The organism is Curtobacterium sp. C2H10, assembly GCF_025407985.1.
Lineage (GTDB): Bacteria > Actinomycetota > Actinomycetes > Actinomycetales > Microbacteriaceae > Curtobacterium.
Genome location: NZ_JABXGF010000052.1, coordinates 1 through 25,027, shown reverse-complemented (window position 1 = coordinate 25,027; position 25,027 = coordinate 1). Strand labels below are relative to the sequence as shown.

At 72.6% G+C, this 25,027-nt stretch carries 20 protein-coding genes and 1 tRNA gene; 5 read left to right on the top strand and 16 right to left on the bottom strand.

The window, feature by feature from the left end; genetic code table 11:
- Positions 1-99 precede the first annotated feature (99 nt).
- From HWD93_RS15330 to HWD93_RS15300, 7 genes are all read right to left on the bottom strand, one after another.
- Complete coding sequence (locus tag HWD93_RS15330) at positions 100-2,544, bottom strand: RNA helicase (RefSeq protein ID WP_071294706.1); 2,445 nt, start codon at positions 2,542-2,544, stop codon at positions 100-102.
- Positions 2,541-3,293: a twin-arginine translocase subunit TatC gene (gene tatC, locus HWD93_RS15325; protein ID WP_070419009.1), complete on the bottom strand. Its 753-nt coding sequence runs from the start codon at positions 3,291-3,293 to the stop codon at positions 2,541-2,543. Before tatC ends, HWD93_RS15330 begins: the two co-directional genes overlap by 4 nt.
- A gap of 360 nt (positions 3,294-3,653) precedes the next feature.
- Positions 3,654-4,625: a YafY family protein gene (locus tag HWD93_RS15320; RefSeq protein ID WP_071301561.1), complete on the bottom strand. Its 972-nt coding sequence runs from the start codon at positions 4,623-4,625 to the stop codon at positions 3,654-3,656.
- Positions 4,618-5,712: a YafY family protein gene (locus HWD93_RS15315; RefSeq protein ID WP_258027665.1), complete on the bottom strand. Its 1,095-nt coding sequence runs from the start codon at positions 5,710-5,712 to the stop codon at positions 4,618-4,620. The genes HWD93_RS15320 and HWD93_RS15315 overlap by 8 nt, the downstream gene beginning before the upstream one ends.
- A gap of 71 nt (positions 5,713-5,783) precedes the next feature.
- On the bottom strand, positions 5,784-6,713 hold the full coding sequence (locus tag HWD93_RS15310) for a hypothetical protein (RefSeq protein ID WP_071296404.1): 930 nt from the start codon (positions 6,711-6,713) through the stop codon (positions 5,784-5,786).
- 43 nt (positions 6,714-6,756) lie between these two features.
- Positions 6,757-7,839: a tRNA (adenine-N1)-methyltransferase gene (locus tag HWD93_RS15305; protein ID WP_229085971.1), complete on the bottom strand. Its 1,083-nt coding sequence runs from the start codon at positions 7,837-7,839 to the stop codon at positions 6,757-6,759.
- Complete coding sequence (locus tag HWD93_RS15300; protein WP_229085973.1) at positions 7,836-8,546, bottom strand: HAD family phosphatase; 711 nt, start codon at positions 8,544-8,546, stop codon at positions 7,836-7,838. The genes HWD93_RS15305 and HWD93_RS15300 overlap by 4 nt, the downstream gene beginning before the upstream one ends.
- Positions 8,547-8,705: 159 nt before the next feature.
- Between HWD93_RS15300 and HWD93_RS15295 the strand changes: the two genes are divergently transcribed.
- Positions 8,706-9,635 (top strand): proteasome assembly chaperone family protein, encoded by a 930-nt coding sequence (locus tag HWD93_RS15295; RefSeq protein ID WP_070419012.1) that lies wholly within the window; start codon positions 8,706-8,708, stop codon positions 9,633-9,635.
- Between the two features lie 254 nt (positions 9,636-9,889).
- Here the strand turns inward: HWD93_RS15295 and mshC are convergent, their stop codons facing one another.
- The 3 genes from mshC to HWD93_RS15280 all read right to left on the bottom strand — a co-directional run bounded on the left by mshC (position 9,890) and on the right by HWD93_RS15280 (position 13,340).
- Positions 9,890-11,134 carry a cysteine--1-D-myo-inosityl 2-amino-2-deoxy-alpha-D-glucopyranoside ligase gene (gene mshC / locus HWD93_RS15290; protein WP_071301559.1) on the bottom strand — a complete coding sequence of 415 codons (1,245 nt, stop codon included), beginning with the start codon at positions 11,132-11,134 and terminating at the stop codon, positions 9,890-9,892.
- Positions 11,131-11,961 (bottom strand): undecaprenyl-diphosphate phosphatase, encoded by an 831-nt coding sequence (locus tag HWD93_RS15285; RefSeq protein WP_071301558.1) that lies wholly within the window; start codon positions 11,959-11,961, stop codon positions 11,131-11,133. Before HWD93_RS15285 ends, mshC begins: the two co-directional genes overlap by 4 nt.
- Positions 11,962-12,023: 62 nt before the next feature.
- On the bottom strand, positions 12,024-13,340 hold the full coding sequence (locus HWD93_RS15280; protein WP_071301557.1) for a M20/M25/M40 family metallo-hydrolase: 1,317 nt from the start codon (positions 13,338-13,340) through the stop codon (positions 12,024-12,026).
- A gap of 172 nt (positions 13,341-13,512) precedes the next feature.
- Here HWD93_RS15280 and HWD93_RS15275 point away from each other — a divergent pair.
- The 4 genes from HWD93_RS15275 to HWD93_RS15260 all read left to right on the top strand — a co-directional run bounded on the left by HWD93_RS15275 (position 13,513) and on the right by HWD93_RS15260 (position 18,368).
- Positions 13,513-13,598 (top strand) — tRNA-Leu (locus tag HWD93_RS15275).
- 363 nt (positions 13,599-13,961) lie between these two features.
- Positions 13,962-15,254, top strand: coding sequence for a collagen binding domain-containing protein (locus tag HWD93_RS15270; protein WP_261647266.1), 1,293 nt, complete (start codon positions 13,962-13,964; stop codon positions 15,252-15,254).
- A 196-nt stretch (positions 15,255-15,450) separates the two neighbouring features.
- Positions 15,451-16,095 (top strand): class F sortase, encoded by a 645-nt coding sequence (locus HWD93_RS15265; RefSeq protein ID WP_261647265.1) that lies wholly within the window; start codon positions 15,451-15,453, stop codon positions 16,093-16,095.
- Positions 16,096-16,301: 206 nt separating this feature from the next.
- On the top strand, positions 16,302-18,368 hold the full coding sequence (locus HWD93_RS15260) for a sigma-70 family RNA polymerase sigma factor (RefSeq protein ID WP_261647264.1): 2,067 nt from the start codon (positions 16,302-16,304) through the stop codon (positions 18,366-18,368).
- Here HWD93_RS15260 and HWD93_RS15255 read toward each other — a convergent pair.
- From HWD93_RS15255 to HWD93_RS15230, 6 genes are all read right to left on the bottom strand, one after another.
- A complete protein-coding gene (locus HWD93_RS15255; RefSeq protein ID WP_261647263.1) occupies positions 18,352-19,824 on the bottom strand; it encodes an HD domain-containing protein in 1,473 nt (490 codons plus the stop codon). The genes HWD93_RS15260 and HWD93_RS15255 overlap by 17 nt on opposite strands.
- 140 nt (positions 19,825-19,964) lie before the next feature.
- A complete protein-coding gene (locus HWD93_RS15250) occupies positions 19,965-21,293 on the bottom strand; it encodes an NAD(P)/FAD-dependent oxidoreductase (protein WP_070419018.1) in 1,329 nt (442 codons plus the stop codon).
- A gap of 32 nt (positions 21,294-21,325) precedes the next feature.
- Complete coding sequence (locus tag HWD93_RS15245) at positions 21,326-21,535, bottom strand: hypothetical protein (protein ID WP_070419019.1); 210 nt, start codon at positions 21,533-21,535, stop codon at positions 21,326-21,328.
- Between the two features lie 7 nt (positions 21,536-21,542).
- On the bottom strand, positions 21,543-23,459 hold the full coding sequence (locus HWD93_RS15240; protein WP_374115176.1) for a DEAD/DEAH box helicase: 1,917 nt from the start codon (positions 23,457-23,459) through the stop codon (positions 21,543-21,545).
- A gap of 17 nt (positions 23,460-23,476) precedes the next feature.
- Entirely contained in the window at positions 23,477-24,727 is a 1,251-nt protein-coding gene (gene dinB / locus HWD93_RS15235; RefSeq protein ID WP_070419020.1) for a DNA polymerase IV, read from the bottom strand.
- Positions 24,724-25,027 (bottom strand): hypothetical protein (locus tag HWD93_RS15230; RefSeq protein WP_261647262.1); only part of this gene is annotated, 304 nt, incomplete at its 5' end. The genes HWD93_RS15230 and dinB, both read right to left, overlap by 4 nt.

Here is a 25,027-nt window from a genome sequence, read left to right as displayed (position 1 = left end):
CGGCGGCCCCGGACGCGCGCGCAGCCGAGGCGATGGGCGCGGTGGAGACGGCGCCCTGCGGGCGCACGTCGGACTCGGGAACCGGCACCGTGCCTCCTGTCAGACCGCCGCGTAGGCGACGATGCCGCGGCGCACCGCGTCCGTCGCCCGCCGTGCGGTCTGGGCGAGGTCGTCGTCGCCGGCGTTCCGGATCTGGTCGAGCAGGTCGATGACCTGCTTCGACCAGCGCACGAAGTCACCGGCCGGCAGGTCGAGCGTGCGCAGCACGTCGTCGAGCGCGGAGCCGGACGCCCAGCGGAACATGCCGACCGCGGCGGCCGGGGTCGGCGGCTGCGACCCGGCGAGTCGGGCGTCACGCTCGATGTCGTCGAGTCGGGACCAGATCGTGAGGGTCTCGTCGAGTGCCGGACGGAACGCCCCGCGGGGCAGGGCGTGCTCGGTGCCGGGCGCGTCTTCTCGGCGGGGCTGGTAGACGATCGTGGCGGCCATCGCGGCGAGCTGCGCCGGGGTGAGGTCCTTCCAGACGCCCGCCTCGAGGCACTCGGCGACGAGCAGGTCGCGCTCACCGTAGATCCGCTGCAGCCGACGCCCGCCGGCGGCGACCGTGGCCTCGCCGTTGCCGGTGTCGACCAGGTAGCCGAGCTGCAGGAGCACGTTCGTGACCCGGTCGAACGTGGTCGCGACCGCACCCGTGCGGGAACGGATCTGCTGCAGGAGCTTGTCGTTGGCGCGCTTGAGCTTGTACCAGCGCTCGGACCAGCGCGCATGGGCCTCTCGGTCGGGGCAGGCGTGGCAGGGGTGCCGCTGCATGCGCCGTCGGACGTCCGTGATGGCGGCCTGCCGTTCGGCCCGGGCGCCGTGCGAGGCCTCGCGCCCGCCGGGGACGTTCGTCCGCTCGAGGTCGGAGAGTTCACGGCGCAGGGCCGCGTACTCGGTGAAGTCGCCGAGGTGGCACTGCATCGCCTGCTGGTAGCCGTCGAGGGACTCCTGCTGCGACCGGACCTTCCGCGCGAGGTCGACGACCGAACGGTCGGCCTGGAACTGCGCGAACGACGTCTCGAGGACCTCGCGCGTGCGCTGCCGACCGAACTGGTCGATGAGGTTCACGGCCATGTTGTAGGTCGGCTTGAACGACGAGTTCAGCGGGTAGGTGCGGCGGCTCGCGAGCGACGCGACGCCCTGGGGATCGAGGCCGTCGGACCACTGGATGACCGAGTGCCCCTCGACGTCGATGCCACGACGCCCGGCGCGACCGGTGAGCTGCGTGTACTCCCCCGGCGTGATCGGGACGCGGGCCTCGCCGTTGAACTTCTCCAGCTTCTCGAGGACGACCGTGCGGGCCGGCATGTTCACGCCGAGCGCCAGGGTCTCCGTCGCGAACACGACCTTGAGGAGCTTGCGCTGGAAGAGGTCCTCCACCACCTCCTTGAAGGCCGGCAGGAGCCCCGCGTGGTGCGCCGCGACGCCGCGCTCGAGGCCCTCGAGCCACTCCCAGTAGCCGAGCACGGCGAGGTCCTCGTCGAGGAGGGTGCGGCAGTGGTACTCCGCCGTCTCGCGGATCTCGTTGCGTTCCTGCGCCGTCGTCAGCGACAACCCCGACCGGAGGACGTTCCGGACGCCCTGGTCGCACCCGTTCCGGCTGAACACGAAGAAGATCGCGGGCAGGAGCATCCGCTCGTCGAGCATGTGGGCGATGCGCTCGCGGTGCAGCTTCTCGGTGCGCGGACCACGACGGTCGTGGTAGCCCCCGCGCCCCCGGCCGCCGCGGTGTCCGCCGCCGTGCCGTTCGCTGCGCGAGGCACCGCCGACGAGCCGGAGCAGCTCCGGGTTGACGCGGTTCGTCGCCGCGGCACCGCTGGAGTCGAACAGGTCGACCATCTTCGAGCCGACGAGCACGTGCTGCTCGAGCGGCACGGGGCGGTCCTCGGAGACGATGACGTCGGTGTCGCCGCGGACGGTCTGCAGCCAGTCGCCGAACTCTTCCGCGTTGGAGACCGTGGCGCTGAGGGAGACGAGCCGGACCTCGGTCGGGAGGTGCAGGATCACCTCTTCCCAGACGGCACCGCGGAACCGGTCGGCGAGGTAGTGGACCTCGTCGAGGACGACCCACGCGAGGTCGTCGAGCAGGTCCGAGTCCGCGTAGATCATGTTCCGCAGGACCTCGGTCGTCATCACGACGACACGGGCCCGCGGGTTCACGTTCGTGTCGCCGGTCAGCAGCCCGACCTCGGACTCGCCGTAGACGTCGACGAGCTCGGCGTACTTCTGGTTGCTCAGGGCCTTCATCGGCGTCGTGTAGAACACCTTCGCCGTCGGCTGCCGCATCGCCAACCAGATCGCGAACTCGGCCACGATCGTCTTGCCGGCCCCGGTCGGCGCGGCCACGAGGACGCTGCGCCCCTGGTCGAGCGCGTCGCACGCGGCGAACTGGAACGGGTCGAGGTCGAACCGCAGGTCGGCGCGGAAGAGTTCGAGGTTGCGGGACCGGTTCCGGACCTTCGCCGCCCGGAACCGTTCGGCAGCGCTCGGCTCCGTCGTGCTCACAGGCCGTACTCTTCGTCGAGCTTCGCCTGGCGCTTCGCCACCCGGCGGTCGTGGAGCCAGGCCACCGCGCACGCGGCGACGTACAGCACGATCATCGGCACGGCGAGCAGGAACATCGAGATGACGTCGGCGCTGGGCGTCACGATGGCGCAGAAGACCAGGATGCAGAGGATCGCCACGCGCCAGGACTTGATGATCGAGGACGCGGACAGCACGCCGACGAAGTTGAGCAGCACGAGGAACACCGGCAGGACGAACGCGATGCCGACGGCGACGATGAGCTTGATGACGAAGTCGTAGTAGGCCTTGGCGTCGACGATCGAGGTGTCCTGGCTCGACACGAAGCTGCCGAGGATGCCGACCACGTGCGGCAGGATGTACCACCCGAACCAGCAGCCGGCGAAGAACAGCGGGATCGCGGTGCCGAGGAAGCCCCACACGTACTGCTTCTCACGTCGCACCAGCGCCGGGACGATGAACGCCCAGATCTGGTAGAGCCACACCGGGCTCGCGATGACGATGCCGATCGTGATGGCGATCTGCAGCTTCAGGTCGAACGCGCCCGTGATCATCGGGAAGTTCAGTTCGGCCGTGTGCCCGCCGACCTTGGCGAGCTGGGAGACCGGCGACCGGAGCGCGTCGAGCACGAACGGGGTGAGGAACCACCCACCGACCGCGGCGACGACGATCGCGATCACTGCGCGGAACAGGCGGTTGCGCAGCTCGATGAGGTGCTGCCCGAGCGACATGCGGCCTTCGGCGTCCTTCGTCGGACGCCCGGTCCGCCTCGCTCGCCCGCGCGCGGTCGTCGAAGCCATGGGTCGATCCTACGGGGTCGGGACCGACAGTCGGCCGCGACGTGCGTTCGCACAGGAGGGTCACGGGCCTGGAGGCGCGGGGCGGGCCCGCACCGCGCCTCCCGTCCGTCGGTCGGCACGTCGGCGGCGGGGCCGACGCGTGTCCGGTCCGGCGGTCGCGCGCAGCTCAGTCGGCGGCGCTCGGTTCGAACCACGGAACCGACGTCGAACCACGTCGCGGTGCCGGTTCGACGTCGGTTTCGTGGTTCGACGTGCGCGACACGCAGCGCCGGTTCGGCGGTCGCGCGCGGCTCAGTCGGCGGCGAGGGCCGCCGCGGCGAAGTCGCGCACCGCGGCCCGTGCGGCCGGCGGGTCGAGCACGACCGCGCGACCGGGAAGCCCCGCGACGAGCCGCACCACACCGTCGAAGCCGTTCGACGCCGCCAGACGGATGCGCACCCGGCCGTCGGTGTCGGGCGCGTCGGCCGTGTCGGCGAGGAAGTCGGCCACGAGCGGCAGCGACGAGGAGTCGAGCTCGACGGTGACGATCACGTCCTCGGCCGCCTGCTGGAACAGCGTGTCCGGGATCACCACGTCGTCGATCGACTTCTCCGCCGGGCGGTCGTCGACCCGCACGCCGGACATCCGGTCGAGCCGGAACGTCCGGAGGGCCTGGCGATCGAGGTCCCACGCCCGCAGGTACCAGTCGGTGTCGATCGACTCCACGCGCAGCGCGTCGACGCGGCGGGTGCTCCCCTGCGTGCGCGGACCGGCGTACTCGAACGCGAGCCCGCGACCGTCGGCCATCGCCTTGCGGATGACCGCGAGGGCGACGTCGTGCAGGTCCTGCCCGACGGCGACGTTCGCGGCCGCGCCACCGGCACCGCGGGACAGCTTCGCCATGAGCGCGCGGATCGCGTCGCGGTCGGCGGCCTCGGGCAGGGCGGACAGGTACTGCAACCCGGCGATGAGGGCCGACGCCTCGCGCGCCGAGAGCCGCGGGGAGTCGTCGATCGCGACGAGGTTCGTCAGCACGATCATGTCGTTCTGGTCGAAGTCGTCCCACGCGATGTCGAACAGGTCGCCGTGCTGGTACTGCATCGTCTCGCCGGGGACGCCGGACACCGCGATGAGCTCGACGGCACGGCGGATCCGGGTCTCGGGGACGCCGAAGTGCCGAGCGGCCTCGGCGACCGAGACGCGTTCGCGGTCGATCAGGTACGGCACGAGGGCGAGCAGGAACGCGAGCTTGTCCTGCGCCTGGAGTGGTTGCTGCTCAGCCACGGGGGCTCCCGTCCTGGTCGGCGGCGGGCTCGGCGTGGTCGGCGGGTGCCGGTGCGTCGGCATGGTCGGCGGGTGCCGGTGCGTCGGCGTGGTCAGCGACGAGGGCGCGCAGGCGCTCGGTCACCCGGTCGCGCAGGTCGTCCGGCTCGAGCACGCGAACCTCGGGCCCGAAGGCGGCGAGCTCCTCGGCGAGGATCTGGGGGTCGACGTGGTGCAGGACGAGGACGCCGTCGTCATCGGTCTCGGTGTCCCGCCGGCGGGCGAGCCGACGTTCGGCGTCCGACCCCGGTGCGACCCGGATCCGGGCGGTGCGTGCCGCCCAGATGCGCTCGAGCTCCGCCAGTGCGCGTTCGCCCGCGCCGGCCGGGGCCGGGTGCTGCCCGACCTCGTACTGGGCGACGGGCCCGACGATCCGGGAGAGCAGGTAGTTCTTCTCGCTGTCCGTCGCGAACTCGTGCGCGGCGAGCATCCAGCGGCCGCCGTGCTGGACGAGGGCGACCGGGGCCACCGCACGCCGACGCGGCTCGTGCTGCCCCGGCGTGATGTAGTCGAAGCGGACCGCGGCGGACCGGTCGAGCGCCGAGCGCAGCGGCTCGAAGGCGACGTCACGGGCGCGGAGACGCGGGGCGTACGCGTCGACGCCGAGGGCCCCGGCGCCGTCGTCCTCGGATCCGGCGGACCGCACCTTGAGCAGGCCGCGACGGGAGTCGGCGGAGAGCGCCCCCTCGCGCCAGGCCATCGCGGCGAGGGACAGGAGCGCGGACTCGTCCGGCGTGAAGCGGACGTCGACGGGCAGGTCGTACTCGCCCTTCGGGATCCGGTAGCGGAGCGTCTGGTTGTTGCCGGCGGCACCCGGGGTCTCGATGGTCTCGAGCGGGATGCCCAGCTCGCGGACGTCGTCCTTGTCGCGCTCGAACTGGCGCTCCAGCGAGGCGTTGTCGCCGCCCGTCGTGAACCGCTGCCGGTAGCCCTGCACGTTGGCCAGGATCTCGGACTTCGTCAGCCCGGACTCCGTCGAGAGCAGCGCGAGCACCAGGCTGAACAGCCGTTCCTCGGCAGGCACACGGGGCACACGGGTCGCTGGCACGAGCCGATCCTACGGCAGCGCGGGTGCACCGGAGTGCACCCGCGCCGCGGTCCGTGGACGGTCCGGGAGGGTCAGGCGGAGATCTTCCCGAGGACGTCGATCACGTACGCGTACGCCGCGCCCTGCTGGTGCACGATCGTGAGCACCTGGTCGCCGACACGGTGCCCGACGATGGCGTTCCGGACGCCTTCCTGCACCTGGCCCTTGGCGAGCGGCACGGTCTGCGCGCCCGAGCCGTCGGTCCAGCTGGAGCCGGCCACCGAGGCGTCGGTGCCGTCAGCGGGCCACGACACGGCGGTGTACTTGATGACGGCGGTGTCCTTGTCGGTGAGCTCGGCGCCGTGCCCCTTGCGGAGCAGGTGCGTCTCGTCCGACTTCGGCGCGGACCACGAGGGGATCGTGATGCCGGGCGCACCCGACGGCGCGAGGACGACGGCGGGCATCCCGTCCCCGGCGAGCTGCGGCGTGCCGGTCGCACGCGCGTCGAAGGCCTTCTTGACGTCGATGACGGCGATGACGGCGTCCTCGGTCTTGGTCGACGAGGTCCCCGTGTCGCCGGTGGTCGAGGAGCTCAGGGCGCTCTTCGGCAGTGCGACGGCGAGGCGGTCGCCGACGTGCGCGCACTCGAGGGAGGCGCCGAGCGCCCCGTAGTTGTCGGCGCCCGCGGTGATCGGGGCGGTCTGGCCGGAGTACCCGCTCGTCTGTGCGACCTCGCCGGTCGCACCGTCGACGAGGGTGTACTCGATCACGACGGGCGTGCCGTCCTCGATCTCGCGACCCTCGCCCTGGCGGAGGACCGAGACCTGGGTGCCCTTCGTGGTGAGGCCGCTCGGGATGTTGACCTTCGGCTCCTTGCCGAACGCACCCGTGGCGGTGACCGCCTCGGACGCGGCACCGGGAGCGGCGCAGCTCGACGGCGTGGAACCGGCCCCGCTCGCCGCGCACCCGGTGAGTGCTGCGGCGAGGCCGATGGTGACCAGGAGTGCGGGGATGGTGCGCACGGACCCTCTTTCCGTTCGATGCAGGACGGGCACGTCGCGTAGCCTACCGGTCGTCCTCAGCAGCGCCGTCCGCGTCGGACGCGGCGGGCCCGGCCTCGGCTGCGGCGACCTTGCGGGCCTGTGCCGCCGCCTGTCGCGCGACCTTGCGGAGCTTCTTGTCGCTGGCCGACCGCTCGCCGACGGCGCCGGGCGTCCAGGCCTCGACGTCCTCGTCGGAGAACTCCGCCTTGCCTGCGCGACGCTTCAGGTTCGGCAGCACGACACCGTCGGCCAGCCGGCGTGCCGTGACGAGGAACCCGGTGTGACCGACCATGCGGTGGTCCGGGCGGACGGCGAGGCCCTCGACGTGCCAGGTGCGGACGAGGGTCTCGCTGGACTGCGGGTCCGTGAAGCGCCCGGTGTCGCGGAGCGCCTCGGCCGTGCGGGACAGCTGCGTGACGGTCGCGACGTAGCAGACGATGAGACCACCGGGGACGAGGGCGTCCGCTGCGGCGTCGACGCACTCCCACGGCGCGAGCATGTCGAGCACGACCCGGTCGACGCTCTGCGGTTCGGCGGCGCCGGGCAGCTCCTCGACGAGGTCGCCGACAGTGACCGACCAGTTGTCCGGGACGGCGCCGAGGAAGGTGCCGACGTTGCCACGGGCGATCGCGGCGAACTCCTCGCGGCGCTCGAACGACTGCAGCTGTCCGGTCGGTCCGATCGCCCGCAGGAGGAACAGCGAGAGCGCGCCGGAACCGACACCGGCCTCGACCACGCGGGCGCCCGGGAAGACGTCGGCGAAGGCCACGATCTGGGCGGCGTCCTTCGGGTACACGATGGCGGCACCGCGCGGCATCGACATCACGTAGTCGTTGAGGAGCGGACGCAGCGCGAGGTACTCGTCACCGGTGCTCGCCCGGATCACCGACCCGTCCGGCTGCCCGATGACGTCGTCGTGCCGCAGGACGCCGCGGTGCGTGTGGTACTCCCCCGCGACCTCGAGCGACAGGGTCGTCAGCTTGCCCTTCGGACCGGTCAGCTGCACGCGGTCACCGGCGCGGAAGGGTCCGCGCGGCGGGGTGTGCGGTGCGCCGCCCGCGGTGTGCGGCAGCGACTCGGTGGGGTTCGGGAGCGCGTCGGTCATCGTGCGACCTCCTGGGTGCGGGCGGCGAGGGCCGGGCCGGTCAGCTCGACGAGCCGGTCGACGTCGACGTCCGCGAGGGTGGTGAGGTGGACGTCGCCGCCCGTGATGTCCGACAGCGGGACGATGTGCTCGACGGCCACCGTGACCGCGCCGGAGGCCACGGCCGAGGCCACGCCGGTCGCCGAGTCCTCGATCGCGACGCACGCGGTCGGGTCGACGCCGAGCTGCGCGGCGGCGGACAGGTAGGCGTCGGGGAAGGGCTTCGGCCGCTCGACGTCGTCACCCGCGACGACGACCCGGAACCCGCGCGCGCCGAGCGCATCGGCGGCGACGAGCGCCATCTTCCGACGGGACATCGTGACGAGGGCGGTCGGGATGCCGCGGTCGTGCAGGCCCTCGATGAGCTCGCGGGCACCGGGACGCCACGGCAGTTCACCGTCGCGCAGGCGCACCATCACGTACTCGGTCATCCACTGGATGATCTCCTCGACCTCCATGTCGACGCCCTTGTCGCGGAGGATCTCCCCCGAGCGCTCGAGGCCGCTGCCCACCAGGGCGAGACCGTCCTCGTGGGTCCAGACGACGCCGTAGCGGTCGGTGAGCTCGACCTGGGACTGCTGCCAGATCGGCTCGGTGTCGATGATCGTGCCGTCCATGTCCCACAGCACGGCTGCGGGCGGGACGAGGGCGGAGGGTTGCGCGGTCACGGGCGACGAGTCTACCGGGGCGGTCCGCCCGCGTTCCGCTCACCGCGGACGCGTGGACGCACTCCGGTCGAGCGGCCCTATCCTTGTTGCTGCGAATGTCCGGTCGCGCGCGACCTGCGAGCCGCCCGCGCCCCGCTCCACCACCAGGAGGTCCCGTCCGTGCCACAGCACTCCCCCTTCAGCGACGGTCGACTGCTCGTCGTCGCCTTCGAGGGCTGGAACGACGCCGGAGAAGCGGCGAGCGGTCTCGCCAGGCGCATCGTCGAGTCGCTCGAGCTCGACGAGCTGCGCGAACTCGACGGTGAGCGGTACGTCGACTACCAGTTCAACCGCCCGAACGTCGGCACGGACGAGAACGGCGGCCGGGGCATCCAGTGGCCGCGGATCGTCCTGCACGGTCCCGGTGCCGAGGGCCGACCCGTGATCGGTGCCACCGGCTCCCCGTCCGAACGCGACGTCTACGTGCTCGTCGGCCCGGAACCCTCGCGGACCTGGCGCGGCTTCTGCGCGGAGATCATCGACCTCGCGGACGTCTACTCGATCGACGCCGTCGTCTTCGTCGGCGCGATGCTCGCCGACGTCCCGCACACCCGACCCATCTCGGTGTTCGTGTCGAGCGAGAACGCGGGCGTGCGTGCCGCGTTCGACGTCGACCGCTCCTCGTACGAGGGCCCGACCGGGATCCTCGGGGTGCTCGCCGACGCGATGGACAGCGCCGGCCTCACCACGCTGTCGCTCTGGGCCTCGGTGCCGCACTACGTGCACAACTCGCCGTCCCCCAAGGCGACGCTCTCGCTGCTCGACAAGATCGAGGAGCTCACCGACGTCACGGTCCCGCGGGGATCGCTGCTCGACGACGCCACCGAGTGGGAGGAGGGCATCGACGCCCTCGCCGCCGACGACGAGGACATGGCGTCCTACATCGGCCAGCTCGAGCAGGCGCGGGACACGGTCGACTCCCCCGAGGCGTCGGGCGACGCCATCGCGCAGGAGTTCGAGCAGTACCTCCGCCGCCGCGAGCGCAAGGACGGCAAGGACGGCGGGACCGCCGGGGGCGAGGGGTTCCGCCCGCCGCCACCGTCGCAGTAGACGCGACCACACGGACGGACGGGAGGCGCGGTGCCAGCTGGCACCGTCCCTCCAGGCACGGCCGTCACCCCGCTGGCGCGGTGCGCCGGTACCGGCTGGTGGGGCCCTCCTCCCGTCCGTCACACGGTCGCGTCCCGTCCGCGCGAGCGGGCACTTTCGGTCACGCTCGGCACCTGGAGTCGGGCGATTCCGCCCTCGCGGCGAACCTGAGCGGCATGTCCTGCCCGCTCGACGAACGGGGGCGGCCGACCGGGTCAGCCGAGGCGGATGCCGAGCAGGGCGTCGACCAGGTCCACGAGGTCCGGCGTGACCGCCGTCCCGCCCGCGATCGCCGTGTCGACCGCGGCGACGGCGCCCGGCGTGTCGAGGTCGTCCGCGACACGGGCGCGGACCCGGGCGATGACCTCGGCCGCGTCGTCGGCGTGTCCCGCGTCGCTCCCGGAGGCCCAGGCGTCCCACGTGGCCAGGCGTGTGGTGGCGCTGGTGAGCTCGGTGTCGAACCACTCCCAGTCGTCGGAGTACTTGTGCGACAGCAGCGCGAGGCGGATCGCACGCGGGTCGGCGCCGTCGTCGAGCAGCCCACGGACCGTGACGAGGTTGCCGAGCGACTTCGAGATCTTCTCGCCCTGGTAGGCGATCATCCCGGTGTGCACGAACGCCTGCGCGAGCGGCTGGTGCGCGAGCGCTGCGGCGTGCCCGGCGCTCATCTCGTGGTGCGGGAAGACGAGGTCGCTGCCGCCGCCCTGGACGCTGATCGGCAGGCCGAGCCGGTCGCCTGCGATGACGCTGCACTCGATGTGCCACCCGGGGCGCCCGGGGCCGACTGCGGAGTCCCAGCTCGGCTCGCCCGCTCGTGCGGCGCGCCAGAGCAGCGGGTCGAGCGGGTCGCGCTTGCCCGCACGGTCGGGGTCGCCGCCGCGCTCGGCCGACAGCGCGAGCATGGTCTCGCGGTCGAGGCCGCTCTCGTCCCCGAGCGACCAGGCCTCGGTCGGGCGGTTCACGTCGAAGTAGAGGTCGTCGCCCGCGGACTCCGGCGTCGGCACCGCGTAGGCGTAGCCGGTCTCCTGCAGGAATGCCACGGCCTCGGCGATGCGTTCGACCTCGTCCGTCACCGCCACGAAGTCGTCCGGCGGCAGGACCCGCAGCGCCTCCATGTCGCGCCGGAACAGGTCGATCTGCGAGGCCGCGAGCTCGCGCCAGTCGACGCCGTCCCGCGCTGCCCGTTCGAGGAGCGGGTCGTCGACGTCCGTGGTGTTCTGCGCGTACTCGACCTCGAACCCGGCGTCCCGCCAGACACGACCGAGCGTGTCGAACGAGAGGTAGGTCGCGGCGTGGCCGAGGTGGGTGGCGTCGTACGGGGTGATGCCGCACACGTAGAGCGCCGCACGTTCCTCGCCACCGGTCGGGTCGACGGGCTTGCCGGTCGCCGTGTCGTGCACGACCGGGCGGGGCGCGGCGCCCGGGACATCGGGGACGGACGGGACCTGCCAGGCCCTCACGGCTGGATCACTCCGAGCGACAACAACACGATGAGAACGATACCGAGTGCGATGCGGTAGACGACGAACGGCATGAAGCTGCGCTTGCTGATGTAGTTCATGAACGCCGCGATCACGACGAAGCCGACGACGAACGCGACCACCGTGGCGATGAGCGTGTCGACCACGCCGAACGGTGCGCCGGTGTCACCGAGGCTCGTGGCGGCCTCGTACAGGCCGGAGAGGAACACGGCGGGCACGGCGAGCAGGAACGCGAACCGGGCGGCCGCCGGGCGGGTGTAGCCGAGCGCGAGCCCCATCGACACGGTCGCGCCGGAACGCGAGACGCCGGGGACGAGGGCGAGCATCTGGGCGAGGCCGATCAGGATCCCGCCGCCGAACGTCATGTGCTCGATGCGCCGGACCTTCTTGCCGACGATGTCGAGCACGCCGAGCACGATGCCGAACACGATGAGGACGATCGCGACGATCCACAGCGACCGGAACGTCGTCTCGATCGAGTCCTTCAGCAGCAGGCCGGCGATGCCGATCGGGATGGTCCCGAGGATCACGAGCCACCCGAGTCGGGCGTCCGGGTCGTTCCGGGGCACGGTCTTCCCGGACAGCGACCGGAACCACCGACCGACGATCCGGGTGATGTCGCGCCAGAAGTAGATCAGCACGGCGGTCTCGGTGCCGAGCTGCGTCACCGCGGTGAACGCTGCACCCGGGTCCTGCGCGTCCGGCAGGAACAGCCCGACGATGCGGAGGTGGGCGCTGGACGACACCGGGAGGAACTCGGTGAGCCCCTGGACGAAGCCGAGGAAGATCGCCTCGAGGATGTGCACGGCTCGGGCCTTTCGGGGAGAGTCGGTTCAGGACACCGCCGGACCGGCGACCATGCACAATATCAGTACGTGGCGAGGAGGTCTCCGAGGACCCGCCGCCCGAACGCCAGCGAGTCGAGCGGCACGCGTTCGTCCACGCCGTGGAACATCGCCGGGAAGTCCACACCCGCCGGCAGCTGCAGCGGCACGAACCCGTAGCCCGCGATCCCCAGCGTCGACAGCGCCTTGTTGTCCGTCCCGCCCGAGAGCAGGTACGGCAGCACCGGAGCACCCGGGTCGTGGCGGCCGAGGACGTCGCGCACGGCGTCGACCAGGGGGCCGCCGAAGTCCTGCTCGAGCCCGATGTCGCGGAAGGACATCACGACCTCGACGTCGTCGCCCGCGAGCTCCCGGACACGCGCCAGCACCGTCTCCTCGTCGCCGGGGAGGCACCGGATGTCCACCAGTGCCTCGGCGTGGTCGGGGATCACGTTGTGCTTGTACCCGGCGGTGAGCACCGTCGGGTTCGTCGTCGTGTGCAGGGCCGCGTGGATGAACCGCGACGCCGACCCCGTGGCCAGTGCCACGTCGTCCGGGCCGGTCACCGTCGGGTCCACCCCGAGGAACCGTGCGACCTCGGCCACCATCGCGTCGGTCGTCGCCGACAGCCGCACCGGCCACTCCTCGCTGCCGATCCGGGCCACCGCCGCCGCGACCTTCGTCACCGCGTTGTCGTGGATGACGTGCGACCCGTGCGCCGCGGTGCCCGTCGCGACGAGCTTGATCCACATCAGCGCCTTCTCGCCCGTCTGCAGCAGGTACGCACGACGGTCGCCGAGGGTGATCGAGTAGCCGCCGACCTCGCTGATCGCCGCGCTCGCACCCTGGAACACCTCGGGGTGGTTCTCGACGACGTGGTGCGATCCGAGGACTCCCCCGGCCTCCTCGTCGGCGAAGTACGCGATCACGAGGTCGCGCTCCGGCGCTCCCTGCTGCTCGATGACGTCCGACAGCGACGTGAGCATCATCGCGTCCATGTTCTTCATGTCGACCGCGCCGCGACCCCAGAGCATGCCGTCCCGGACCTCGCCGCCGAACGGGTCCACCGACCAGTTCGCCGGGTCCGCCGGCACCACGTCCAGGTGGCCGTGCACGACCAGGGCGGACTTGTCGCGGTTGCGTCCGGGCACCCGCGCCACGACGCTCACCCGATCGGGTTCGGACTCGAACAGCTGCGGCTCGAGCCCGAGCGCACGGAGCTTCGCCTCGACGTAGTGCGCCGCCTCGGTCTCGCCGCGGGACTTCCCCTCGCCCCAGTTCGTCGTGTCGATGCGGATGAGGTCACGGGCGATCGCCGCGGTGGCCTCGAGGTCGGTCAGCGTGGCCTCCGGGTTCGTCATGGCCCAACGCTACCGGTCCGCGCCGACGGCCCCGGCGTCGGACGTCACAGCAGGACGCGCCCGGGATGCGCCGCCGTGTTCATCGGGCGTTCAGACCCGTGCTAGTGTCTTCTCTCGGCAGGAACGCCGGGGAAACAGCCCGGAACGACGGCCGACAAGTGAAGAAACACCTGTCCGGGTGGCGGAAATGGTAGACGCGCTAGCTTGAGGTGCTAGTGCCCGTATTAGGGCGTGGGGGTTCAAGTCCCCCCTCGGACACAGGAAATGGGATGCCCCCTGGCCTTTCGGCCCGGGGGCATTTCCTGTTCGTGCCTTCCCGGCGAGTGCCGCCGTCGCTTCGCTCGGGGCGTCACCGCCTCGAACGCGCCGGTTCGCTGCGCTCACGGCGGGTACGGGGTGCGTCCGGCAGGTAGGTGCCGGTTCGCGGCGGCGCGTGACGAAACGGGGCTGGAGGACTCTCACCTTCGGCACCGCAACCCGATGACCCGAGTCGACGGCCACGTCCCCGCTCGGTGCCGCGGGCCTGGCTGCCGCAGGAACCCGAGAGCCCGAATGCACCACCACCCTGTCCGATCCCGCGACCGACGCGGATCCGTCCTCCTCGCGGCCGGGATCGCCGCCGTGGCCGCCATCGCCGGCGGCATCAGCGCTGCGGTCCCCGCGTCCGCCGCCGCCGAGTACACCACGAACGCGACGATCGACGGTCTCCGCTTCACGTCCCAGACCGTCACGTCCGGCAGCGCCGCCGAACTCTCCGGCACGTGGTCCCTGCCGGACTCCCCCACCACCCCGGCCGGCTTCGTGGTGGACCTGCCGCCCGAGCTCCAGGGCCGCTCCGACGGGTTCCCCCTGCTCGCACCGGACGGCTCCGCGATGGGACGGTGCACCGTGTCCTCGACCCAGCTCGACTGCGCCGTCGACAGCGCCTACGTCGCCGCCCACCCGAACGACCTGCACGGATCGTTCTCGTTCTGGGTCACCGTCGAGACCACCACCGAGTCCGCCACACCGACGACCTACCAGGTCGGTGGCACCGCCGTGACGACCACGGTCGAACCCGCACAGCCCGGCACCGGACCCGGGACGTGCACCGTCGACTGCACCTTCACCGGCCGGACGAGCGGCAAGTGGGGCAGCTACGACGCCGCCGCGGGTGTGGTCGAGTGGACCGTGGCGATCGGTTCCGGCGCCGACGGCATGCCGGACGGCCAGCGCATCACGGTCACCGACACCCCCGGGCCCGACCAGGAGCTCCTCACCAGCTTCCGCGGGTACCCCTTCGCCACGCTCTGGCAGACGAACCGGACGACCACCTGGGACGACGGGCGAGAGGGGCTCACCGGATGGGCACCGGCGCCGCGAGAGGACTACGCCAGCTCGGCCGGGAGCGTCACGTTCACCGCGCGCCAGGGGTACTTCTACGACGTCCACTTCGCCACCCGGGTCACCGACGGCGGCTTGGCGGGCACCTACACGAACACCGCCACGATCAGCATCGACGGCGACGACGACTCCTCGGTCAGCGGCACGGTCGTGCACCAGGATGGTGGTGCCTCGGGGTCCGGGACGGCACCGACGAGCACGCCGACGCCGACGGCTCCGGCGACGGTCGAGCCGACCCCGACCCCGACCCCGACGCCGACCGCTCCGGCGACGGTCGAACCGGCCCCGACCGCCGAGCCGACCGTCCGGCCGACCGTGACGCCGGGTGCGTCGACCGCAGACGAGGAAACCGAGTCGCCGGTGCCCACGGCGATGGGCGCGGCGGTCGACACCGGAGGGACGACGTCCGACAGCACGGCCCCCTGGTGGTCCGTCGCGCTCCTCGGCAGCGGCGGCCTGACCCTGTTGCTCGTCCTCGGCGTGTGGGCAGCCCGCACGCGCGCACGAACGCGCGCACGAACGCGACCGTGACCCGTCGCCGCGGCACCCGTGCCGCGGCCCCCGACCGCTCCGCTCGACGACCCTGCGTCGGGCGGAGTCCAGCCGGGTCCGTCGCCCGAACGACGACCCGGCGCGCGGGCCGGTGGGCAGCACCCGAAGCGCCCACCGGTCCGCACATCCAGCGCGCGACCTGCCCCGACCACGACCGACCCCTCGAGGAGACACCGTGCACGTCCGATCCGGTCGACGACCGTCCTCACTCCCGCTCGTCCTCGCCGCCGTGAGCGCGGTCACGATGCTCGGCCTCGGGGTCGGCGGCGTGGTCACCGCGACGAACTCGACGGCACCCGGCACCGCGCGCGACATGCACGGCGACCCCGTCCGGCTCGAGGCACCCGTCGCGAGCGCTCCCGGAGCCCGAGCGACGTCCAGTGGGTCCGGACGCCTCAGCGTCCCGTCGGTGCACCTCGACGTCCCGCTCGGTGCACTCGACGCCGTGCGCGGCAGGATCACGCCGCCGGGGTTCCGGTCGGCGTACCTGGTCCGCGACGTCGGGGTCACCCCCGAGCACGCCGCGTCCGGCACCGTGGTCGTGGTGATGCACTCCCTGCGGGGCGGCGGCACCGCCCCGGGGAACTTCCTGACGGACGTCGATCGGGGTCGGAGTCGGGTCGCGACCGGTGCCGCGGTGACGGTCGCGGGCGTGGCGTACACGGTGACCGGCTCGACCCTGGTGGACAAGGACCGCATCGCCGACGACGCCGGCGTGTGGGGCGACGTCCCCGACCGGTTGCTCCTCATCACCTGCCTCGAACACCCGGACGGCTCACCGTCGACGCAGAACCTCGTGATCACCGCGACACGGGCGTGACACCGTCCTCGTCGGTCGGATCCACCGGGGTCGCGTGATGAAACGTCCGACCCGGACTCCTCGCATCCGAGAGCGGTGTGTTCAGATGGACTGCACCGCCCAGCCGGTGAACCCAGGACGAGGAGACGAACGACGTGCGCGGTGCCCCTGAGCCAGGCAGTGACGCTGCACTGATCCGGTCGACGCGTGACGGCGACCGGTCGGCGGTGGCAGCGCTGTGGAGCCGGCACCACCGCGCCGCCGTCCGGCACGCGATCGGACTCGTGGGCTCCTCGGACGCCGAGGACGTCGCCTCCGAGGCCTTCACGAACGTCATCGGTGCGATCGAACGCGGGGCCGGTCCGGACGAACTCTTCCGCCCGTACCTGTACACGGTCATCCGCAACGTCGCCAACACCGAGTTCCGCCGACGCGCCCGCCACACGGACGCCGACGTCGACTTCGACGCCTTCGAGGACTCCGGCGCCGACGCGGCGACGGAGATGGCCCGCGCCGCCGACCGCACGGCCCTGGGGCGAGCGTTCAGCACCCTGCCCGAACGCTGGCAGAGCGTGCTCTGGTACACCGAGGTCGAGGGACTGCGACCTCGACACGTCGCCCCGTTGGTCGACCTCCAGCCCGGCGCCGTCTCGTCCCTGGCGTTCCGAGCACGGCGGGCGCTCCGCGCGGCCTGGGTCCAGGAACACCTCGCGACGGACGGCCTGCCCGACGAGTGCCGTCGGCGACTGGCCGCGTTCGGCGCCTACGAAGCGGGCACGCTCACCGCGCGCGACCGTCGTCAGCTCGAGGCGCACATCCGCGACTGCGTGCACTGCCCGCCGGTGCTCGAGGACACGCGCCGACTCGCCGGACGGATCGCGGCGGCACTGCTCCCGCCGGTGGTCGGTCTGGGCATCGGTCACGCGGCGCTGCACGCAGACGCCCCCGCTGCGGCGGCCGTGTCCCCCGCTCGCTCGGCCCCGGCGACGGGTGCCGCTCGCCGAGCGCCCCTGCCGGTCACCGGGCTGGTCGGCGTGGTCGCAGCGCTCGTCGTCGTCACGACCGTCGTCGCGGTCGCCGGGACGTGGTCGGACGACCACCCGACCGGCACGTCCACCGCCGGCGCGCGCGCACCAGGTCCCGCGGGCGTCCCGGCGCCGTCCGGTGAGCACCCCGCACCGGCCGACCGCACCGCCCCGGCCGACGTCGCCGAACCGAGTCCCCTGCCGTCGCCCGGTCGCGACGACTCCGGCGCACGGACGACGGTCCCGACCGCTCCGACCCCCGTCGTCGACACGGTCCTCGGGGACTCCTCCGCCGGGGCGTCCTCGACACCCGACCTCCGCACCGACGAACCGAGCGCGAACCCCACGTCATCGGGAACCGGTGGATCCTCGACCACCGGCGGCGTCGACCCGCAGCTGCCGCGCTCCGCTGCCCCGGTCCCGGCCGAGGACACGATGCTCGTCGCCAGCCGGACCGTCGAGCTCACCGGGACGGCGACGCCCGGCAGCCGCCTCGAGGTCCGCTCCGGCATCCTGACCGCCGCGACCACCGCCGGGTCCGACGGCACGTGGAGGACCACGCTGCGGTTCTCCGGGGACGGGGTCGAACGGGTCGGCATCACCGCGACGACGCCGGACCACGCCACCTCGGTCCCCGTGGTCGTCACGGTCACCGTGGACACCACGGCTCCGGCGGCGCCGACGATCGCGACGACCTGGACGCCCACCGACACCACCCCGCCGGTGTTCTCCGGCACCGCCGAGGCCGGCAGCACGATCGACGTCACCGTCCTCCACGGCACGAGCGGCACGAGTGGCACGAGCGGCACAGGCGCCACGAACAGCACGGGCGGCACGAGCAGCACGGCGACCGCGTCGACCACCACCGGTGCCGACGGTCACTGGCGCGTCGCGGTGGACGGCCTCGCCCCGACCGCCACCGGGATCCGCGCCACCGCACGGGACGCCGCCGGGAACACCTCCGCGGCGACGAGCAGCGCCCCCTTCGCGTTCGTCCCGACCATCGCCGACCCCGCCGACGGGAGCACCGCGACGGGCGGCCCGCTGCCGGTCACGATCACCGGCTGGGCGGACACCGACGTCGAGGTCGCCGTCGACGGCGCGCTCGTCGGCACGGTGTCGACCGGAGCCGAGGGCCGGTTCAGCGGGCACATCCGGCGCGGGGACGCCGGGCTGCCGCCGGGTCGGCACACCATCACGGTGCGCTACCGCGACGATGCGGGCACGTCCACCGAGTCCGCCACGGTGACGATCACCGTGGCGGACTGAGGAGCCGCTCCCGCAACCAGCGCTGGGCGCCCGCCGCGTCCTCGAAGCGCCCCTCGTCCTGCGCCTCGGCCGCGGCGTCCAGGACCTCCCGGAACCGCGGGCCCGGCGCGAGCCCCGCCGCGACGAGGTCCCGCCCGGTCACGAGGCGCACCCGGGGTCCCGCGGCCTCGTCGGCACGCATGACCGCGAGCCACGCCCACGCCGGTGACGGCCCCGACGCCGAGCCGCGCCCCTGCGAGTCCGCCTCGCACACCCGGGCCCAGCACTCGGCGGTCGCCATCGACCCGCCCAGGCGACGGAGCAGTCGGCGCGCTGCCGGCACCGACGGCGCTGCACCGTCGGTGGAGTGCACCACCATGTGCTCTCGCACGATCGTGGCGATGCGCTCGGTGAGGGTGCGCGGCGCGCCGATCCGCCGCAGCAGGTCCCGCGCCGCATGCGCGCCCGAGACCTCGTGCCCGAGGCTGCGGACCCGGACCGTGCCGTCGTCGTCACGCTCCCGCTGCGTCCCGTCGCCCGCCTTGCCGAGGTCGTGCAGGAGCGCGCCGAGCACCACGACGGTGCGGTCCTCACCGGTGACGCCGTCGGCCGTGCAGGCAGCGGCAGCAGCGTCCGCCGCGAGCCCCAGGTGCACGTGCACGGGCCCCTCGGGGTGCCACCGTGGTTCCTGCGGCACGTCGCGCACCGCGGCGAGCTCCGGGAGGTGCTGCTCCCACCCGGTGTCGTGCAGCACCTGGAGCGCCCGCGACTGGTGGTCGCCCCGCGCCGTCTTCCGGATCTCCGGCCAGACCCGCTCCGCGGCCACGGACGGGAACGCGTCCACCAGCGACCGGGCGACGTCCACCGTTGAGGGGTCGAGCACGAGGTCGAAGCGCGCCACCAGCTGCACGGCGCGCAGCACCCGCAGCGGATCGTCCCCGAACCGGTCCGAGGTGTGTCGGAGCACACCCCGGGCGGCGTCGTCGATCCCACCGACCGCGTCGACGTACTCGTTCGTCGCCGGGTCCCACGCGACCGCGTTGACCGTGAAGTCGCGACGGACGGCGGCCGCGGCGAGCCCGTCGTCGTCGGCGTTCCCCGGCACCACCGCGACGTCGACGGGCACGCCGTCGACCACGACCTTGAGGACCTCGAAGCGCGCGCCCGTGGTGACGACGACGGCTCCCGCATCGCGCAGGGCGTCGACGACCGACGCGGTGTCCGTGCCGTGCACCTCGACGTCGACGTCGTGGTCGTCGGCGACGGGGACCGCCCGCCCGGACGCACGGAACAGCGCGTCGCGGACCACCCCGCCGACGAGGAACGGTCGGCCGACACCGGCGAGCACGTCCAGGACCACGGCGACGCTGCTGCCCACGCCCAGCGCTCGGGCGGGGTCGTCCGGTCCGGGGCACCGGTGCACCCCGGTGGGGCGGCGAACGGCTCGGCAGCGGGGGCAGGAGATGGTGGTGGTCACGTGCGGTGTCTTCCAGGACCTCCGTGCGGCGGCACCGAGGGAGTCAGTCTGCCGCACCACGCGCGTCGGCGCGACCGGATGACGGACGGGAGGCGCGGTGCCAGCCGGCACCGCGCCTCCCGTCCGTCAGGAACGCGCGTCTAGGACTTCGACGCCTCGACGAACGTGCGGCGCGGGTCGGTCTCCTTGATGAGGGACGTCGCGTCGCGACCCGACACGGCCCCGGTGACCCACCCGATCACGATGCGCGCCTTGCGGTTCAGCGTCGGCATCGCGTACACGTGGTAGGCGCGGTGCGCGAGCCACGCGAGGAGGTTCGTCATCTTGATGCCCTTGATGTTCGCCGCACCCTTCGCGACACCGTACGACGCGACGGTGCCGATGGACGGGTGGCGGTACTCCTCGAGCGGCTTGCCCGTGATCGTCGCGACCACGTTGTCCGCGGCCACGACGGCCTGGCGGACGGCGTTCTGCGCGTTCGGCGGGTAGTACGCCGGCTGCTTCTCGGCCGTCAGGTCGGGCACCTGCGCGACGTCGCCGAGGCCCCAGACGCCGGGGACGACCTCGTGGGTGTCCTCGCTCTCGACCTGCAGCTTCGCGTTCGCGGCGAGGTGACCCTTCGGGCCGCGCGGCAGGTCGGACGCGTCGAGGAGCGGGTTCGGCTTCACGCCGGCCGTCCAGACGAGCAGGCCGGTGGCGAACTCGTCGCCGTCGGAGAGCTTCACGACGCCGCCCTCGCAGCTCGGCATGGTCGTCTTCAGGCGGACGTCGATGCCGCGGGCACGCAGCGATTCGAGGGTCCACTTGGACAGCTCCGGACCGACCTCGGGCGCGACGCGGTCGAGCGCGTCGATGAGGACCCAGCGGGGGTGCTCGCCGGCGAGCGACGGGTAGGTCTTGATGGCGGCCTGCGAGACGTCGAACAGTTCGCCGATCGCCTCGACGCCGGTGTACCCGCCGCCGACGAAGATGCTCGTGAGCAGCTTGCGGCGCTCGTCCTCGTCGCGGGTGGCAGCGGCCTTGGCGATGTTGTCGAGGAGCTTCGCGCGCACGTAGGCGGCCTCTTCGACGCTCTTGAAGCCGACGCCGTACTCCTCGAGCCCGGGCGTCGGGAACGTGCGCGTGACGGAGCCGAGCGCGACGACGAGCTGGTCGTAACCGAGCGTGCGGTCGTCACCGCCGGCCGTGGCGATCGAGACGGTCTTGTCGGCCGAGGAGATCCCGGTGACCTTGCCCTGGATGACCCGGGTCTTGCGGAGCGCACGGCGCAGCTCGAAGGTCACGTCCTTCGGGGCGATGTGGCCACCGGCAACCTCGGGCAGGAACGGCAGGTACGTGTAGTACGTGTTCTGGTCCACCAGCGTGATGCGCATCGGCACGGTCGCTGCGTGCTTCTGGAGCTGCTTGACGGTGGTGTAGCCAGCGGAGCCGCCGCCGAGGACGAGGACGTGAGGGATGGAGTCTGCCATTCCCCCGGTCTACCCGACTTCGGCTTGCGATGTCATGAGGTCCGCGGCCTGTCGCGGAGCCGCCACCACGCGGTCTCGGCGAGTTCGACGCCCGTGTACACCCCGTGGGGCGTCCGGCGGGACTCGGTGAGCGAGAACCGACGGAGCCGGTAGCCCCCGCCGAAGCGGTCGATGATCGCCTCGGGTGAGGACTCCGCGTCGCGCTTGACGTACCAGGTGCGGTCGTCGACGGCCTCGATCACGCGGTGCTCACCGGCGGCCGCCGATGCGGGAGCGCAGCACGTCGATGCGCTTCTGGATCTGCTCGATGCTCGCCTGCGCCACGGCCGGGCCACCGCTGATGCGGCGGAGTTCGGCGTGGATGGCCCCGTGCGGTTCGTTCGCGTGTCGGGACCAGATCGAGACGAGCCGGTGCAGCTCGGACCGCTGTTCCTTGATCGTCTGGTACATCGGGCGGTCCTCGGGCGCCGGGGCGGCCGCCTTGGGCATACCGTCCTTCGGGGTACGGCCCTTCGCTCGCTTCGCCTGCGTCGCCTGGCGTGCACGGAGCAGGTCGCGCACCTGGTCCGGTTCGAGCAGCCCCGGGATGCCGATGAAGTCGAGTTCCTCGAGCGAGCCCACCTCGCCGCCGCTGCCGAACTCGCCGCCGTCGTAGAGGACACGGTCGAAGGACGCCTGCGAGTCGAGCGCCTCGAACGGCTGGACCTCGAGCAGGCTCTCAGACGCGCGGTCCTCCTTGTTGGCCTCGGCGACCATCGCGTCCTCGGGGTTGTACATCCCGTCGTCGGCGTCCTTCGGGCGGTCGAGGGCGTGGTCGCGCTCGAGCTCGAGGGAGGCCGCCAGCGCCATCAGTCCGGGCACGCTCGGCAGGAACACGCTCGCCGTCTCACCGCGGCGACGGGCCCGGACGAAGCGGCCGATGACCTGGGCGAAGAAGAGCGGGGTGCTCGCGCTCGTGGCGTACACGCCGACGCACAACCGCGGCACGTCCACGCCCTCGGACACCATGCGGACGGCGACCATCCACCGGGACGTGTCCTCGGCGAAGGCACTGATCCGGCTCGACCCCGCTGCTTCGTCGGAGAGGACGACCGTCGGCCGCTCCCCCGTGATCTGCTGCAGGATGCGGGCGTACGCGCGGGCCGTGGTGGTGTCCGTGGCGATGACGAGGCCGCCGGCGTCCGGCACACCACGGCGGACCTCGGTCAGGCGCTTGTCGGCGGCGGAGAGGACGGCCGGCATCCACTCGCCCTCGGGTGAGAGCGCCGTGCGCCAGGCCTGGGCGGTGATGTCCTTCGTGACCTGCTCGCCGAGCGACGCCGACATCTCGTCGCCCATGCGGGTCTTCCAGCGCATCTGCCCGGCGTACGCCATGAAGAGCACCGGGCGGACGACGCCGTCCTTGAGGGCGCGCCCGTAGCCGTAGTTGTAGTCGGAGATCGAGGTGCGGATGCCCTGCTCGTCGGGGGCGTACTGCACGAACGGGATCGGCGCGGTGTCCGAGCGGAACGGCGTGCCGGAGAGGGACAGGCGACGGGTGGCCTTCGAGAACGCCTCTCTGATGCCGTCGCCCCAGGTCAGGGCGTCGCCGCCGTGGTGGACCTCGTCGAGGATCACGAGCGTCTTGCCGCCGGCGGTGATCTTCTGGTGGACCTCGGGGTTCATGCCGACCTGGGCGTACGTGATCGCCACGCCCTGGTAGTGCCGGCCGAACATGCCGTCGCCGTTCTTGAACATCGGATCGATCCGGATGCCGACGCGGTCCGCCGAGTCCGCCCACTGCCGCTTGAGGTGCTCCGTCGGGGCCACGACGACGATGCGGTCGACGGTGCCGCGGGCGAGGAGCTCGGTCGCGAGCCGGAGCGCGAACGTGGTCTTGCCGGCGCCGGGCGTCGCGGCCGTGAGGAAGTCCCGCGGCTCGGTCTCGAAGTACTTCGTGAGCGCTTCGACCTGCCAGGCGCGGAGCTTCGAAGCGGTGCCCCACGCGGCACGGTCCGGGAAGGCCGGCGACAGGTTCTGCACGGCCGAGTTGCCCGCCGCCTCGGCAGCGGCGACGGCCTCGTCGTGGGCGACGACCGCGTGCTCAGGCGCTGCGGTGCCGTCGTCCCACAGGGCCGCGGGCTGGTCCCCCGCCCCTGGCTGATCGGTGTACTCGGCTGCGCTCACTGCACGAGATTCTACCGTCACCCTTCGTCCTGCCGAGCGTGCGGGACGTGCCCCTCGGGCGTGCCGCGCACCAGGGATGCCGGTCGGAGCACGCCGGCGCCGAAGCGTGCGGCGACCGCGTCGATCGTCGTCTCGGTCTCGCGCCACGGCGCGTCGTCGTCCCAGAGCGCGTTGCTCGCCGCCGCCGGCACGAGGTTCTCGCCACGGACCCCGATGAGCCGGATCCGGTTGCCCGGCCGGTGCAGCACGTCGTACAGCTCGACGGCTTCGCGGTGCAGGCGCTTGGCGACGTCGGTCGGTTCCGCGAGGGTGCGGGACCGGGTCAGCGTGGTGAAGTCGGTGTAGCGGACCTTGAGCGCCACCGTCCGCGCCTGGACGTCGGCCCGTCGGAGTCGCACGGCCACCTTGTCGGCGAGGCGCAGGAGTTCCCGGGCGACGTCGTCGCGCTCGGTGAGGTCGTGGCCGAAGGTGACCTCGTGCCCGATCGACTTCTCGCCGACGCCGCTCTCGACCACGCGCGGATCGCGGCCCCACGCGAGGTCGTGCAGGCGCTGACCGCCGGCCGGACCGAGCGCGGAGACGAGCGAGCCCAGCGGCGTGGTCGCGAGGTCCCCCACGGTGCGGATGCCGCGTCGTTCGAGGGTCTCCTGCGTCTTGCCGCCGACCCCCCACAGTGCCGACACGGGCTGCGGGTGCAGGAACGACACGGTGTCGGCAGCCGGCACGACGAGCAGGCCGTCCGGCTTCGACCGACTCGACGCGAGCTTCGCCACGAACTTGGTCGACGCGGCGCCGACGGAGCAGTGCAGGCCCGTCTCGGCGTACACCGCCGCACGGATCGCCCGACCGATCTCCCACGGGGTGCCGTACAGCCGGATCGCCCCGGCGACGTCGAGGAAGGCCTCGTCGATGCCGAGCTTCTCGACGCGGGGCGTGAAGCGGTCGAAGACGGCCATCACGGCGTCGGACTTCGCGCGGTACTTCTCGAAGTGCGGCTCGACGATGATCGCCGCGGGGCACCGGCGCTTGGCGACGGCCATCGGCATCGCGGAGTTGACGCCGTACTTGCGGGCCTCGTACGTGGCAGCCGTGACGACCGAACGGTCGGAGTCGTGCCCGACGATCACCGGCAGGCCGCGGAGGTCCGGCCGGTCGAGCAGCTCCACCGAGGCGAAGAAGGCGTCCATGTCGACGTGCAGCACGCTCGCCGTCACGTCGTCGACGGGCGCGTCGGACACCAGTCGGTTGCGTCCGTCCTGCTTGCTCACACGGCGATGATGCCAGGACCCGCCGACATCGCCCCGACGACCGTTGCGTGGTGGCGGTCGGCGAGCAGCGCGAGCGCCTCGTCGATCCGGCCGAGCGCGTGCGCGGCCGTCGCGATCGCCCGCTCGTCCGGCCGTCCGGAGGCGGCGGGCACCGCCTCGTCGAGCTGGTCGCCGACCCGGACCCAGACCGCCGTCGGCGTGGCGGACCGCGGCCCGGCCACGATGCCGTCGGCGAGCTGCGCGATCGAGGCGGCGAGGCGGTCGGCCGCACCGCGCCGGTCACGCTCGTCGGCTCCCACG